At 61.2% G+C, this 14,943-nt stretch carries 12 protein-coding genes, 1 pseudogene and 1 riboswitch; of the genes and pseudogenes, 5 read left to right on the forward strand and 8 right to left on the reverse strand.

Going from position 1 to position 14,943, the window contains the following annotated elements; genetic code table 11:
• Window positions 1-10 precede the first annotated feature (10 nt).
• Both JCM25414_RS21915 and JCM25414_RS26745 read right to left on the reverse strand, forming a co-directional pair.
• Window positions 11-307, reverse strand: a complete 297-nt coding sequence (locus tag JCM25414_RS21915; protein ID WP_051535883.1) for a hypothetical protein — start codon at window positions 305-307, stop codon at window positions 11-13.
• Window positions 228-548 carry an HPr kinase/phosphorylase gene (locus JCM25414_RS26745; protein WP_081775935.1) on the reverse strand — a complete coding sequence of 107 codons (321 nt, stop codon included), beginning with the start codon at window positions 546-548 and terminating at the stop codon, window positions 228-230. The genes JCM25414_RS21915 and JCM25414_RS26745 overlap by 80 nt, the downstream gene beginning before the upstream one ends.
• On the opposite strand from JCM25414_RS26745, the gene JCM25414_RS13065 reads away from it, so the two are divergent.
• The gene (locus JCM25414_RS13065) at window positions 547-891 is read left to right on the forward strand and encodes a RidA family protein (RefSeq protein WP_025841929.1); all 345 of its coding nucleotides are present in this window, start codon (window positions 547-549) and stop codon (window positions 889-891) included. The two genes, JCM25414_RS26745 and JCM25414_RS13065, sit on opposite strands and share 2 nt — an antisense overlap.
• Window positions 892-1,347: 456 nt before the next feature.
• On the opposite strand, the gene JCM25414_RS13070 is transcribed toward JCM25414_RS13065, so the two are convergent.
• The 4 genes from JCM25414_RS13070 to JCM25414_RS25310 form a co-directional block, all read right to left on the reverse strand.
• A complete protein-coding gene (locus JCM25414_RS13070; protein ID WP_025841930.1) occupies window positions 1,348-3,309 on the reverse strand; it encodes a M61 family metallopeptidase in 1,962 nt (653 codons plus the stop codon).
• Between the two features lie 128 nt (window positions 3,310-3,437).
• Complete coding sequence (locus JCM25414_RS26135) at window positions 3,438-4,643, reverse strand: aldehyde dehydrogenase family protein (protein ID WP_277911332.1); 1,206 nt, start codon at window positions 4,641-4,643, stop codon at window positions 3,438-3,440.
• Window positions 4,529-7,048: a proline dehydrogenase family protein gene (locus tag JCM25414_RS26140; RefSeq protein ID WP_081775937.1), complete on the reverse strand. Its 2,520-nt coding sequence runs from the start codon at window positions 7,046-7,048 to the stop codon at window positions 4,529-4,531. Before JCM25414_RS26140 ends, JCM25414_RS26135 begins: the two co-directional genes overlap by 115 nt.
• 223 nt (window positions 7,049-7,271) lie before the next feature.
• On the reverse strand, window positions 7,272-7,445 hold the full coding sequence (locus JCM25414_RS25310) for a putative quinol monooxygenase (protein WP_242403578.1): 174 nt from the start codon (window positions 7,443-7,445) through the stop codon (window positions 7,272-7,274).
• A 188-nt stretch (window positions 7,446-7,633) separates the two neighbouring features.
• A riboswitch (glycine riboswitch) is annotated at window positions 7,634-7,724 on the forward strand.
• 118 nt (window positions 7,725-7,842) lie between these two features.
• On the opposite strand from JCM25414_RS25310, the gene gcvT reads away from it, so the two are divergent.
• The 3 genes and pseudogenes from gcvT to gcvP all read left to right on the forward strand — a co-directional run bounded on the left by gcvT (window position 7,843) and on the right by gcvP (window position 12,320).
• The gene (gene gcvT / locus JCM25414_RS13085; RefSeq protein WP_025841932.1) at window positions 7,843-8,976 is read left to right on the forward strand and encodes a glycine cleavage system aminomethyltransferase GcvT; all 1,134 of its coding nucleotides are present in this window, start codon (window positions 7,843-7,845) and stop codon (window positions 8,974-8,976) included.
• Between the two features lie 28 nt (window positions 8,977-9,004).
• Window positions 9,005-9,370, forward strand: coding sequence for a glycine cleavage system protein GcvH (gene gcvH / locus JCM25414_RS13090; protein WP_025841933.1), 366 nt, complete (start codon window positions 9,005-9,007; stop codon window positions 9,368-9,370).
• An 84-nt stretch (window positions 9,371-9,454) separates the two neighbouring features.
• Window positions 9,455-12,320 (forward strand): annotated as a pseudogene (gene gcvP / locus JCM25414_RS20295) (aminomethyl-transferring glycine dehydrogenase).
• Window positions 12,321-12,478: 158 nt separating this feature from the next.
• Here gcvP and JCM25414_RS13100 read toward each other — a convergent pair.
• On the reverse strand, window positions 12,479-12,946 hold the full coding sequence (locus JCM25414_RS13100) for a YbaK/EbsC family protein (RefSeq protein WP_025841934.1): 468 nt from the start codon (window positions 12,944-12,946) through the stop codon (window positions 12,479-12,481).
• Between the two features lie 7 nt (window positions 12,947-12,953).
• Window positions 12,954-14,000, reverse strand: a complete 1,047-nt coding sequence (locus JCM25414_RS13105; RefSeq protein WP_408734893.1) for an energy transducer TonB — start codon at window positions 13,998-14,000, stop codon at window positions 12,954-12,956.
• Window positions 14,001-14,291: 291 nt separating this feature from the next.
• Between JCM25414_RS13105 and JCM25414_RS13110 the strand changes: the two genes are divergently transcribed.
• The gene (locus tag JCM25414_RS13110) at window positions 14,292-14,933 is read left to right on the forward strand and encodes a DNA-3-methyladenine glycosylase family protein (protein WP_025841936.1); all 642 of its coding nucleotides are present in this window, start codon (window positions 14,292-14,294) and stop codon (window positions 14,931-14,933) included.
• Window positions 14,934-14,943: the final 10 nt, after the last annotated feature.

A 14,943-nucleotide genomic window follows, 5' to 3' on the forward strand; every position in this document is an offset into this window, starting at 1 on the left:
TGACGTGACATTAGCTTTCTTCGCGCTTTTTGGGGAAGGGGTTTGCAGCAGCCATTTCCCCATTCACTCCACAAACCAGCGTGAAATCGCCGCGAAAGCAGCGCAGGGCGGTGCGTATGACTGCCACGGCATCGGCGTGAAAGGCATCGAGCGTCAGGCACCAGGCGCCGGTCTGCGGGTCGATGGTCTTTCCCGGCAGGCGCACGATGGGAGCGTTTCGCGTCAGATCAACTCGCAGCACGATCGACGTCTCGGGCAGAGAGGACATCTGCACGATACCCAGACCGCGCACTTCGATCAGCTGCAAGTGCGGGGGCGGGGCGCGCCGTGGAACATTGCAACAGGATCTGATCATCACCCACTAGGGCGAAACCTGCGTCGATAAGGCGTAGCAGCAGGCTCGATTTGCCACAGCCAGACGCCCCGGTGAGCAGCACCCCAAGCCCTTCCCAACAGGCGCAGGAGGCGTGAAGAAGCTGGCCTGAGCAGGAGGGAACTGCGCATAAGCGATGGGCAGCTTCAGGAATGTGCGATATGCTTCGGCTCATGCACGATCATTCCTCCTCTTCTTCCCGTCCTGTCCTGCAGGACAGTGTGACCGTCTATGGTGTGACAGGACTCGGTGCCGATGGACAGGTGCCTGACAGCTTGATCGAGGAATGCCAGAACGCTCTGGCGCGCATAAGGGAAATTCTGGCCACCAGCGGGCTGTTACCCGAAGATATCACGCATCTGGCTTACATGATTCCCGATAGCAGCATCTTCGTCTCGTGCCAGCGCATCATCGCTGAAGCCCTCGGCCCGGCTCGGCCGGCCATGACCCTGCGCCTCAAACCCCATTTCGACGTACCGGGGCAGAGGCTGGAGTTCAATTTCATTGCGGCACCGTAAGTTCGATCCGGCCGTAAAGACTTCATACACGTAAGAAGGAAGGCCCAAGCAGCGTGCCTTTCTTGTGTATTCAGGCGATGATCGAAGTTTATTCGATATCAAGATCTATGTAAATTTTTGTAGAAATAAATAACTTCTACTCAGGAATACGCGCGAAATAAATCGCGCCGGTTCGTATGTTGAAATATTATCTGTTTTTTATAAAGTCAGACCGAAAGACGCTTTGTGTTTTTGAGGGCGTGGAAGAAAAAGAAAATCCTTAGCCCTGCGCGCTTTAAAAAGCGGTCGGATTTCTTTTTTTCTTTGCTCCACCACCGTAAAGTATTCTCTCTTCACAGTGATGGTAAGATCAGCGCAATCAAATAGTATCTTAGTGGTGACTGCGAGAGCCGGGCACGCTGTAGATAAAAGCGGGTTGTAAGAACGCCTGTGCAGGCGCTCTTACTCTTTCATTTATCAGTGGCGCGCTGAATACAGCGTCGTCAGGCGATCCGGGGTGTCGGCGATGCGCTCCAGATGGGGGAAGCGCAGGCCGTCGTGATAAGGGATCGAAACCGTGCGGTAATGCGAGCCGGTCTTGACCAGCAGGGTGATCGGCGCCTTATCGGTCTTCGCTGCCTTGATGGCATCGACCAGTGCTTCTGGCGTAAAGGCATCCCCATTGACGGCGACGATCACGTCATGAATGGCGAGACCTGCCTTATAGGCGGGGCTGTTCCAGGCAACCGTGCTGAGTGAAGCATTCTTGCCGCTCACTATGACGCCCAGCGAGAAGCGCAGCAGCAGGCGGTGGTAATTCTTGCCTGCCTGAGCTTCGAACGCATTTTCCTTGTCAGTATAGACCAGCTTGTAGCCACCGGCTTCGAGGCCGTTCAGAGGCGCGCGCTTCTGCACGGTGCTGATGCGCTCATGCAGGAACCTGGCCCAGTCATAGGGCACTACCTTGTTCAGGGTCAGAACCACGTCATCGAACGTATAGGTGCTGACAATGATGCTGCCGTCATTGGTCCCGAAAAATGCCTTGGCGAAATCATCGAGCGATTTCGTGTCATGCGAGAGCTTGCGGATCATCATGTCGGCATCGAGCCAGACCAGCTGACCCTCGACATAATAATCTTCCGAACGCTGAAAATCGCGCCATGACAGGGGCGAGCGTTGCGCGATGATCGGGTCGTTGGTCGTGTCGGCCACAGGGCGCCATGTGCGTCCTGCCTGGGCATCATAGGTCGCTGCCATGAGCGCCAGAGAGTCGAAACCCTGCTCCTTGCTAACGAGGCCGGAGCGTGCAGCAAGAATATTGCCCCAGAACTCTGTCTGGCCTTCATAAACCCAGAGCAGCGAGCCGCGCTGCGGGGCATTGAAGGTGGCACCGTAAAGATCGGCCGGGCGGCGATACTTACCGTTCCAGGAATGGGTGTATTCATGCGCCAGCAGATCGCGCTGCGGGAATGAATGCTTCCAGTCCGTGAAATAGTCTTCGCTCACGCTGTCTTCGCTCGACTGGTGATGCTCAAGACCGATGCGTCCCAGCTCATCGGTCAGCGCCATCAGGAAGTCGTAATGCGCATAATGCTGCGAGCCGAAAGTCAGGAGCGCCTGCGTGACCAGATTGCGATGGATCTGCAGCTCGGCATCGTCATAGGCCAGATCGCCGGGCTTGTCGGCCACCATGTTGAGCGTGACCGGCACGCCGCCCGGCGCGTTGAGCGAGACCTTCTTGAAATAGGCGCCCGCAAAAATCGGAGAATCGACCAGCGTGTTGAATGGAACGCTACCGAAAGTCAGCGTGTCGCCTACGGCAGGGCCTGTCGGGCGAAGCGCTGTCGCGGCCTGCCAGCCATGGGGCAGCTTGACGCTCGCCTGCACGGGGATATCACGCGAATAATAACCGGCCGGATAGAGCGCGACCTCATTCCACTGCACGTTTACGATGTGCGGCGTCATGACGACGCGGCCTTCATTGTCGCTCACGGGCGAGAGCAGCTTGAAATCGAGATCGATCTGCGTCTGCGCCTTCGTGACCGGAACATGGAAGGCGAAGACATCCACCGGGTCGCGCAGCCAGGAGAGGGGCTTGCCAGCAGAGCTGATTGTCAGACCACCAAGCTGGGTGATCGTGCCTTCAGGCGCGTGGCCGCCCGGAATCCATTTCGGATAAAGCAGTACCAGCTCGCCCGCTTCGCGTGCCGATTGTGGCACGGGCAGCGTCTCATGCATGGTCATGACGTGATGGTCGAGATCGGTCGCATCGACGCTCAGTTTGAGCATGCCGGGAAAAGCGACGTCCTTGGCCTGGGGCAGCGGCGAGGGAAGCGGCGCAGCTTCAGGCTGGGGCTGGGCGGCGAGTGCAGGCAGAACGCGCGTGCCAAGCAGCATGACGGTCAGAAATGTGCCGGCGCGGAAAAGACGGATGGTCAAGCAGGAATACTCCGAAAAGGGGCTCTGACTGAAACGGTTCCTTACCAGAATGTAAACGGCCTCCCGTGACAACCCATATTCAGGGTTTTATCGCGAGAGCGCGTCGGCTTTTCTGACCGCGAGAGGGCTCACAGCCGGGTTACAAGGTCGATATCGGCACCAATCGCCGCGTGGTTGATGGTAACAACCGTCTCGCTCAGCAGCCATTCGGGGCGAACCGTATCGAGGTCATAGACCGGCACGACCATGCCCTCACGGGCCGTGATGGTGAGCGCCGCCTGTTCCGCGCTCTCCGCACCGCGCTGGATCAGCATGACGTCGCATTCGGGCAGGGCACCGGGATTGACGCGGGTGATCAGATTGGCGAGCTGACGCGAGACCTGACGCAGCCATTCCACCGCTGGGTCCGGCGCCAGAACCAGAACCGCATTGCCGGTGCCCAGCGCCAGACCGACTGCATGAAGCAAAGCGGGCCAGCTTTCGCAGGCGCAAAGCACCACGCCTTTAGGGCGGAGGCTGTAGCGGTTTGTCTCGCCCGAAGGCGCGGGCAGATCGAGGCTGAGGCCGCAAAGCCCATGAGCGATAACGGCGCGCACCTTGCGGGCCGAGGGCGGGTCACGTGGTTCGAGAAAAGCCAGAAACGCCCGCGCTGCCGACGGCACGGGAACCTCGGTTTCAGGGACGAGCGGGCAGGGCGCACCATGCATCAGCCTGGGCATGAAAAGCGGACCGCCCAGCTTTGGCCCCGAGCCCGAAAGGCCGCGCCCCCCGAAAGGCTGCATGCCCACGCTCGCCCCGATAATCGAGCGATTGACGTAGATATTCCCCGCCCGGCTGCGCGCAGTGGCGCGGTCGAGCGTCTCGCCCAGACGGCTCTGCACACCAAAAGTCAGCGCGTAGCCGGTGGCATTCAGCGCATCGATTACCCCGTCGAGTTCGTGGCGGGCATAGCGTCTGATATGCAGCACAGGGCCGAACACCTCGGGGCCGATATCGGCCACGCGCCCGATTTCGATCAGCGTGGGCGCCACGAAATGACCGTTCAGCGTTTCAGCCTGCAGATCGGGCTGCCAGATTCGATAGCCTGCGCGTCTCATGCGGTCGATATGCGCTTCGATGCGGGTGCGGGCGCCCGCCGAGATAACCGGCCCCATATCGCAGCGGAACTGGTCTGGCGCGCCGATATAGCGTGCGCCAATGGCTGCCCGAAGCGCCTCTATCAGCGCATCGGCGCCTTCTTCCTGCACCAGAAGCACGCGAAGCGAGGCGCTGCGTTGACCTGCGCTGTCGAAAGCCGAGACCAGGATATCGGGAATGACCTGCTGGGGCGACACGGTGCTGTCGACCAGCATGGCATTCTGCCCGCTCGTATCGGCCAGAAGCGGCACAGGCTGGCCGGTGCGTCCCGTGCGTCCGAGCAATTCGCGGCTGATCGTCTTGGCCACAGCGTCGAACCGGTGAAGAGCACACCGTCTATGCGGGAATCGGCAACGAGAGACGCGCCGACATTGCCTTCGCCCGGCAGTAGCTGAAGCGCACGCGCCGGCAAACCCGTTTGCAGAAACAGGGCGACAACATGCGCGGCGATCAGCGGTGTTTCCTCCGCCGGTTTGGCAATTACCACATTGCCTGCGGCCAGAGCGGCGGCAATCTGCCCGGTGAAACTCGCGAGAGGGAAATTCCACGGGCTGATGCACAGGATCGTGCCGAGAGGGGCACCGACAAGGGTTTGACTTGAAAGGCTGCGAAGCTGGGCGGCGTAATAGCGCAGATAATCCACCGCCTCGCGCAGTTCGTCAGCGGCATTGGCAATTGTTTTGCCCGCTTCGCGAACGAGAAGGCTCAGAAGAATCGTCTGATCCTGCTCCAGCGCCTCGGCCATGCGGTCGAGACAGGCAGCACGCTCTTCCGGCTCGGTGCGGCGCCAGATCTGATCTGTCTCGGCGGCGTTCAGCGCCGCGTCGATATCGCGTGGCCGTGCATAAAGCGCGACACCGACGCGATCGGAATGAGCTGCCGGATTGATGATCGCATGGGGCCGCCCCTCGGCCCTTGGCATGGTCGGGCCCATGGGCACGGCCTGACAGGGGCGTGTTGCCTGGGGCAAAGTCACGGCGAGTTGGGTCAGGGTAAGATCGTCTGCGAAATCGGGCGCGATGGCGCCTTGTCGATCCGGCAGGGTCAGGTCGCAGGGCAGGGGGATATCGACGTTCGGCATGCCGCGCGGCAGAACGATGCGCGCCTGAGCGACCGGATCGGCAATCAGGGCGTCGAGCGTGACGAGCCTGTCATGGGCCTGATTGAGAAAAGAGGAGGCAGCCCCCGCCTCGATCAACCGGCGCACGAGAAATGATGCCAGACGGCTATCGGGGCCGATAGGGGTCAGGATTCGACAGGCAATGCCCGCCTGACGGGGTTGCACCAGCGGCGCGAGAAGCGTCTCGCCCATGCCATGTCGACACCCGAATTCGTACAGACCCGGTGTCCAGGGCCCAGCTATGACCTGAATGGTGGCAATGCTGCGCGCATTATGGGTGGCGAATTGCGGATAAAGTGCCTCAGGCGCCTCGAGTGCCCGTCTGGCGCAGGCGATATAGCTGACATCGCTATGACATTTGCGAGTGAAAACCGGATAGTCGCGCGCCATCTGCGCCTGATTTTGCCTGATCTCGTGGTCCCAATAGGCCCCTTTCACCAGTCTCAACGCCACGCGTCGCCCGGTTTCGGTGCCGAGTGTGATGAGATGCTCGATGATCGGCAACGCACGCTTGTCATAGGCCTGCACTGTGAAGCCGAGCCCGTTCCAGCTCTCCAGATCGGGCAGGCGACAGAGTGCGTCGAACAGATCGAGGCTGAGATCGAGCGTCTCGCTGGTTTCTGCGTCAAAAATCAGGAGAATATTGGCGATTTTTGCCCGGGATGCGAGCGTGGCAAGAAAAGGCAGCAACCCGTCCATGACCTGCGCGGTCTGGGCACGTTCGAAACGCGGATGCAGCGAGGAGAGTCTGAGCGAAAGCGACGGACGTTCATGCAGGGTCTGTCCGCGCCCGTGCCGGGCCAGCGTTTCGACCATGGTCAGCGCTTCCTGACGTGCCTGATCGGCCTCTTCTGCCGTGCGCGCCGTTTCACGCAAGGGCGCATAGGCCAGAGAAAATCCATCCTGCTCGGCTTTACGGCAGCGCCTCAGCCCCTGGGCGAGCGTATCGGCCAGCACGAACTGGCTACCCATCATGGTGATGGCACGCTCGACCCCACGGCGAATGAAGGGCGCGCCGCTTTTCATGGCAAGGCTGCGTACCCCCCCTGTCAGGGCATGAAAGCGTGACGAGGTGGACATGGCCCAGCTCGCGGCATTGAGGAAAAACGGGTGATCGTGCCCGCCCTGTTGCAGCCAGGCGCCCTGACCGATCTGGTCGCGAATCAGCGCATCGCGTGTCGCGGAATCGGGAATGCGCAGCAGGCTGCCCGCCAGGGTGAGCAGGGCCTTCCCCTCCGGCGAGGTCAGCGGAAAAGCCTGCACCATGGTTTCGACCCCCTTCGTCCCGGCGGTTTCGCGCAGACGGGTGGCCAGAAAACGGGCCTGCTGGTCGATCTGCTCCAGAAACGGCTCACCGAGCGTCGCGCTGACCAGCGAGGCGGCAAGCGCCTCGGCTTCGGGCAGGCGGGAAGACCGGAGAATGGCCTCACGCGAGGGGGACAGCGCTGCCATGGCTGGCAGGAAGTTGGAAAACGGTGTCATGCTGTCTCAGTCACGCAGAAACCCAAAAAGACAGACTAGGCCAGCGTTCGGGATGCTGAAACCCTCCCCCGGCCTGCGGGTCTTAAAGTCTGTTTCATACGAGGCAGAGCAAGGCTTGATCAGAGTGGCTCAGCCTGGGGCAGAAACGAAAAAAGGGGCCTTGCAGCCCCTTTTTCCTGAGTTGATCATGTCTGCCTGTTCAGACAGTCAGACTCTTCGTCTCTCAGGGATGCTGGCGCGTGAAGAAGCGTACATTGCGCTCTTCGATCTTGAGGTCGCGCAGGGCAGCAGCAAATTTTTCGAAATGGGGCGTCTTGAGATGGGCGTCGAAGGCCGGGCGACCCGTATAGACTTCATGCAGGACGATGATATCCGAAGCATCCTGTTGGGTCAGCACGTCGAAGGCCAGACAGCTTCTTCATCGGCCAGCGAGCGATCGCTGTCGTAACGGCAGATTTCCAGGAAGCGTCGAAGCTCTCGGCGGGAGCAGCAAACTCTGCGATGACCGTGAAATGCTGTGACATGACTTGAAATCCCTTTCGTTTACAGAATTGACTTTTCAGCCCTATTCCTGCGAAGAGTAAACACCGATTCACGGGAGAGACCGGACACTTTTTCCGGCGCCGAAGGAGCAACCGCCCCGGAAACTCTCAGGCAAAAGGACCGCGATCGGCTGGAACTTCTGGAGAGAGGCACCCCTGTGGGGTGTCCGCCGACGGGATAGCGATCTCAGGCAAAGGCGACAGAAGGGGCGACGATTTTTCTCGTTTCCTGCTTCCGGGGGATTCTGCCCTATGTCCGACGCGCTTCTTTTCACGCCGCTGAATGCCCTTCATCTCGAACTGGGCGCCCGTATGGTGCCGTTCGCGGGCTATTCCATGCCCCTGCAATATCCTGCCGGGCTGATGGCCGAGCATCTGCATACGCGCGGCAAGGCCGGGCTGTTCGACGTGTCCCATATGGGTCAGCTGCGCGTCACATCGCGCACAGCCACGCTCGAAGACGCCGCTCTGGCGCTGGAATCCCTCATCCCTGTCGATCTGGCCGGGCTCGGCACCAACCGTCAGCGTTACGGCTTCCTGACAAATGAAAAAGGCGGCATTCGCGACGATCTGATGGTCGCCAATATGGGCGACTGGCTGTTCGTGGTCGTCAATGCCTCCTGCAAGGCAGCCGATACGGCCCTTATGCAGGAAGCGCTCGGTGACCGCATCGTGATCGAGACTCTGGCCGACCGCGCGCTTCTCGCCCTGCAAGGCCCGGAGGCTGTGCATGTTCTGGCCGATCTCTGTCCCGAAGCCGCGTCGATGCGTTTCATGGATGCGATCGAAGCTGATGTGGATGGCGTACGCTGCACGCTTACGCGCTCGGGCTATACCGGCGAAGACGGTTTCGAGATCGGTATCCCTTCCGAGCATGCCGAGCAGATTGCCCGCGCCCTTCTGGCCGATGAGCGCGTATTGCCTGTCGGGCTCGGCGCGCGTGACAGCCTGCGCCTCGAGTCGGGTCTCTGCCTCTATGGCAATGATCTCGACGATACCACGACGCCGGTCGAGGCCGCGCTCACCTGGGCTATGCAGAAGAGCCGTCGCGAGGGCGGTGCCCGTGCGGGCGGTTATCCGGGTGCGGAGATCATCATGGCGCAGGCTCGCGATGGCGTCTCGCGCCTGCGCGTCGGTCTGGCGGCTGAAGGCCGCGCGCCCGTGCGCGGTGGTACCGAGCTTTTTGCCGATGCCGAGGGCACCCAGAAGGTCGGCGTGGTCACGTCTGGCGCTTTTGGCCCGAGCGTGAACGCCCCTGTTGCCATGGGCTATGTGACCACCGCCCATTCTGCGATTGGCACGGTTCTTTATGGCGCGCTGCGCGGCAAGTTCGTGCCCGTTCAGGTGCGCGCCCTGCCTTTCGTTCCTCCCGGTTTCAAACGCTGAAAACCATCTCACAGAGAAAGAATTCGTCATGAGCACCACCTATTACACCCCGTCCCATGAATGGATCCGTCTCGAAGGCAAGATCGCGACTGTCGGCATCACCGGCCACGCTGCCGAAGAGCTGGGCGAGCTGGTTTTTGTCGAGGCCAAGGACGAAGGCACCGAAGTCGCTCAGGGCGATGCCGCTGCCGTAGTCGAGTCCGTCAAGGCGGCTTCGGACATCTATGCGCCGGTGAGCGGTGTTCTGGCCGGGTTCAACACCCGCCTGAGCGACGAGCCGACGCTGGTCGGTGCTGACCCGGAAGGCGAAGGTTGGATCTTCAAGCTGCGTGTGACCGATTCCGCCCAGCTCGAGGCCCTGCTCGATGCCGACGCCTATAAGGCCTCTCTCTGACCTGACCGACAAAGGCGGCGCATTGTGCCGCCTTCGTTTTTTTATCCGTGACCGCCCCCGTTCCCGACGAGGATTTGCCGAGACGTGACCCGTAACGCCCCCCTTTGGCCAAACCAGGCTGCCGATCAATTCGTTTCCCGCCATAACGGGCCGCGCCCCGGTGAAGTCGTCGCCATGCTCGAAACGCTCGGCGTTTCCAGCATCGACGCGCTGATCGAACAGACGGTGCCTGCCGCCATTCTCGACCGCAAGGCGTCTGGCGTCGGTCCGGCCCTGACCGAGAGCGAGGCTCTGGCCCGTCTGAAGCAGATCGCCAGCCGCAATGTCGTCATGCAGTCCATGATCGGGCAGGGCTATCACGGCACGGTTCTGCCGCCGGTGATCCAGCGCAACATCCTCGAAAACCCAGCCTGGTACACGGCCTATACGCCGTATCAGCCCGAGATCAGTCAGGGCCGTCTTGAGGCGCTGCTGAACTTCCAGACACTGGTCTGCGATCTGACAGGGCTTGATATTGCCAATGCTTCATTGCTCGACGAAGCCACGGCCTGCGCCGAGGCGATGGCGCTTGCCCAGCGCAATGCCAAGACCAAGAGCACGGTTTTCTTTGTCGATGCTGACACGCACCCGCAGACGCTTGCCGTGCTGCGCACCCGCGCCGAACCGCTGGGCTGGACCATCGTGGTGGGCAACCCAGAAACCGATCTGGAAGAAGAAGACGTGTTCGGCGCGCTGCTTTCCTATCCCGGCAGTTCGGGCGAAGTACGTGACTTCCGCAGCGTGATCGACGCGCTGCATGCGAAGGGTGCCGTCGCGGCCATGACCTGCGACCCGCTGGCGCTTGTCATGCTTGAAGCACCGGGCAAGCTCGGCGCCGATATCGCCATCGGTTCGATGCAGCGTTTCGGCGTGCCGATGGGCTTCGGTGGGCCCCATGCCGGGTTCATGGCCGTTCGCGATGCCTATAAGCGCACCATGCCGGGCCGTCTTGTCGGCGTGTCGCGCGACAGCCGTGGCGCTCCGGCCTATCGTCTGGCGCTTCAGACCCGCGAGCAGCATATCCGTCGCGAAAAAGCGACGTCTAATATCTGCACGGCACAGGTGCTGCTGGCGGTCATCGCCTCAATGTATGCGGTCTATCACGGTCCTGAAGGGCTGCGCGCCATCGCGCATCGCGTGAACCGTCTCGCCTCCATTCTGGCCGCAGGCCTGCGCGAGCTGGCGGTGAAGGTCGAGACGAGCGTTTTCTTCGACACGATTACCATCGAAGCCGGTGAATCCGCTGCGCTCGTGCTCGAACGCGCCCGCAAGGCCGGGATCAATCTGCGCGATGCAGGCAATGGCCGACTGGGCATATCCTGTGACGAAACCACGCAGCCCGAGCATATTAAGGCGCTGTGGCGCTGCGTCTGCCCGGATGATGCGCGTCTGGCCGCGCTGGAAGCAAAGCTCGACGGCGCGAGCACCCTTCCGGCCTCCTTGCAGCGCAGCGGGGCTTTCCTGACGGCAGCCGTGTTCCATGCCCATCGTTCCGAGACCGATCTGCTGCGCTATATGCGTCGCCTGTCGGATATGGATTTGGCGCTGGATCGCACCATGATTCCGCTCGGCTCCTGCACCATGAAGCTGAACGCGACCGCCGAGATGATCCCCATCACCTGGCCGGAATTCGGCGCGCTGCATCCTTTTGCGCCAGCCGATCAGACGGAAGGCTATCACGAGCTTTTTGGCATTCTCGAACACGCGCTTTGCGCCGTCAGCGGCTATGATGCTGTCTCGCTTCAGCCCAATTCTGGCGCGCAGGGCGAATATGCCGGTCTGCTCGCCATTCGCGCCTATCATCAGCCAATGGCCAGAGCGAACGCGATGTCTGCCTGATCCCGGCCTCGGCCCATGGAACCAATCCGGCCTCGGCCAGATGGTCGGCATGCGCGTGGTCGTGACGGCCTGCGACGCTGCGGGCAATGTCGATCTCGACGATCTGCGCAAGAAGATCGCGCAGCATGAGGGCCGTATCGCGGCCCTCATGCTGACCTATCCCTCCACGCATGGCGTGTTCGAGGAAGCGGTGATGGAGATCTGCGATCTCGTTCACGGGGCGGGCGGTCAGGTCTATCTCGACGGGGCGAACATGAACGCCCAGGTCGGGCTTGCTCGCCCGGGGCTGTATGGCGCCGATGTCTCGCATTTCAACCTGCACAAGACCTTCTGCATTCCGCATGGCGGCGGCGGTCCCGGCATGGGCCCGATTGGTGTCAAGGCGCATCTGGCGCCGCATCTGCCGGGTCGTCCCGAAAAGGGAGACGCACGCGCCGTGTCAGCCGCGCCTTTCGGTTCGGCTTCTATTCTGCCGATCTCCGTCGCCTATGTGCTGATGATGGGCGATGACGGGTTGCGTGAAGCCACCGAGATGGCGATCCTCAACGCCAACTACATCGCTGCCCGCCTCGAAGCGCATTATCCGGTGCTTTATCGTGGCAGCAATGGCCGCACCGCGCATGAGTGCATCATCGATCTGCGTCCCCTCAAGGATGCTGTCGGCGTGACGGTCGACGACATCGCCAAGCGCTTGATCGATCATGGCTTCCATGCTCCGACGGTCAGCTTCCCGGTGGCTGGCACCTTCATGATCGAGCCGACGGAATCCGAAGGCAAGGCAGAGCTGGACCGTTTCTGCGATGCGATGATCGCCATTCGTCAGGAAATTGCGGCCATCGAAGCTGGTAGCATTGCCATGGAAGCCAGCCCGCTGCGTCATGCGCCTCACAGCACCGCCGATCTCGTCGGTGAGTGGGATCGCGCTTATGACCGCATGCAGGGTTGCTTCCCGAACGGTCTCGACCGCGTGAAATATTTCGCACCGGTCAACCGTATCGATAATGCCTGGGGTGACCGTAATCTCGTCTGTTCCTGCCCCGATATCTCTGCTTACGCTGAAGCAGCGGAGTAAAAGGGCTTGCCCCCGCCTTCATGTGAGGCGGGGGATCTTCTTTTTCTGAAGAAAAAGAAGCAAAAAGACTTTTATTATTCTAAATATTACTGTGCGAAGTGTTTCGCGGGTGGCTAAAAAACGAAAGTTTTTTGGTTCTTTTTTTAAAAAGAGAAGCCTTACTCCACGCCCTGCCGCACATGCACCCAAACGCCCTTGGTCAATTCGGCCAGCTTTTGCGGCGTCATGCGCACTGAGGCCGTAATCGAGCCCGCTGCGGGAATGATCTCTTCGAATTGTAGCAGGGATTCATCGCAATAGACGGGCAGGGGGGCAGGCAGCCCAAAAGGGCAGACGCCGCCTACAGGGTGGCTGGTCACTTCCAGTACGGCTTCGGGCCCGAGAAAGCGGGGCTTGCCGCCCAGGGCGTCGCGGGCGCGCCTGTTATCGAGGCGCGCCGTGCCTGCCATCACCACCAGCACGATACGGCCACCGACATCGACGCAGAGTGTCTTGGCGATCTGGTCGGGCGCGACCTTATGCACTTCGGCTGCCTCCAGAACCGTGGCCGTGCTCAGCCCGTCATCGATGATGGCCAGTTCGGGGGCCAGGCGGGCGAGTTCGTCGCGAACGGAATCGAGGCTCATTTCAGGCTTACCGTCTGATCAGGATGTAATTGATCGTCAGATCAATATCGAAATGGTCGCCTTTCATGTCGGGCGGCACGGGGGGCAGACGCGCACCCTGGAACATGCCAGTGGTTGCAGCATCGAGCGAATAAGAACCCGATTGACCCGTCAGGCGCACCGATTTGACGCGCCCTGTGCGGTCGAGCACGACGTGCACCGATGAGGGGCCATCTTCGCCGTTCTTGATGGCGTCCTCGGGATAATAAAGATGCGCCCGGATCCAGCGATCGATCTCGCTGCCGTAATCGTCGCTCACACCCCTGATCGAATTGCGCGTCATGAAGGGCGCATTGATCTGGCCGTTGGTCGAGAGCGGCCCGAGTGACATGTCGATTGGTGCCCCGGAGCCACCACGACGTCCGCGCTGGCGACGAGGGGTGGAGGGCGCTTCGCCGAAATCGAGCGTCGTCATGTTGGCGAACGGATTATCCGACTGCTTGGGCGTCGGGCGTCGGCTTGAACGGTGACTATGGGCGCGCGTCTGGCTTTGCCTGCCCGATTTTGCAATGCCGGGGCTGACAGGGCGGTCAGTCTGCGTCTTGGGGATCTCGGTTGACGGGCCTTCGGGCACGGGGGGCGCGGCTGGTGGGGTTGGCGTCGGCGTTGCAGGAGTCGGCGTCGATTCCTGCTCGTCGGGCTGCTGCTCCTGCTGGGTTTCCTGGCTGCTGGCCGAAGGCGAATCATGACTGGTCGAGGGCTTCTCCTCGCCGCCCGGCTTGTCTTCATGCGGGCCCGCCATGCCGCTCTGGCTTGGCGGCGCAAACATCATCTCGACCTGTGGCTGTTCCATGCCATTGGGCAGCCCATGCGCATGATGGGCGCTTTCATAGATCAGCATCGCAATCAGCAGCGCATGGGCGATTGCCGAGGCGATCAACACCGTCGTGACACCAGAATCTTCGAGAATCTGGGGGCGTATCAGGGAGGCGCCAGCCGGTTTGACGGCGGGTTCGGCGTCTGTTTTTGGTTCGTAATGGCTGAGTTTGGCGCGCGTGCCCGCCATAGGGGGCACGGCGCGCGTCTGCTGTGCCGATGGTGCGAAAAGCAGCGGCTCGTTTCGCGTCCGTTTCTTACCCGGACGCGGGGCAGGGGGCGCACCTGAAGAAGGTGGAGCCGGATCGACGGGCTGGGTGCGTGTCAGAAGAACACCTGTAGAGAATCAGAACACACGCCACCACGTGATCGGGCAGGCAACGAACTCTGCATGACGACACGATCTGGCACTTGCCGCTATCATGACATCGGACCCCGCCTCTTGCCAAGCGGGCGAGAGGGCTGCGCTGTAATGGAAGAGGAGAATTTCGTGTCCGAAGACCCCGCACTTTATGCCTGTCTCGGGCAGGACCCTGCTCTGGATGCTGCTATCAGGCGCATTGGTCCGTGTCGTCTCAGGGGTTCTGATGGCAAGACCCCGTATCAGGCGTTGCTTCGTGCGATCATCGGGCAACAGCTGCATGGCCGTGCGGCGGAGGCGATTCTGGGGCGTGTCTGCGCGTTGACGGGGGGCGCCATGCCGGAGCCAGAGGCGCTTTTGGCGCAGACAGACGAGACGTTGCGCGCCTGCGGCTTGTCGGCCTCCAAGCTTCTGGCGCTGCGCGGTCTGGCAGAGGCGCGTCTGACGGGGGTCGTGCCGGATCTTCAGGAAGCTGCGCTCCTGACCGACGACGCATTGATTGCACGCCTTGTCACGCTGCGTGGCATTGGTCGCTGGACTGTGGAGATGTTGCTGATCTTTACATTAAATCGAGGTGATGTTCTGCCTGTAGACGATTTCGCCGTGCGGGCAGGGTGGCAGAAACTCTACGGGCTCGCGCTCCCTCCAAAGCCTGCGGCCCTGAGGAAGGAGGGCGAGCGTTTCAGCCCCTATCGCTCCGCGCTCGCCTGGTATCTCTGGCGCCTTTCCGAAGAGGGAAAAACGATCAAGAACGTCCTGACCGGCGATTGAAAAGCCTATC

The sequence above is a fragment of the Asaia platycodi JCM 25414 genome (genome assembly GCF_000614545.1).
GTDB lineage: Bacteria > Pseudomonadota > Alphaproteobacteria > Acetobacterales > Acetobacteraceae > Asaia > Asaia platycodi.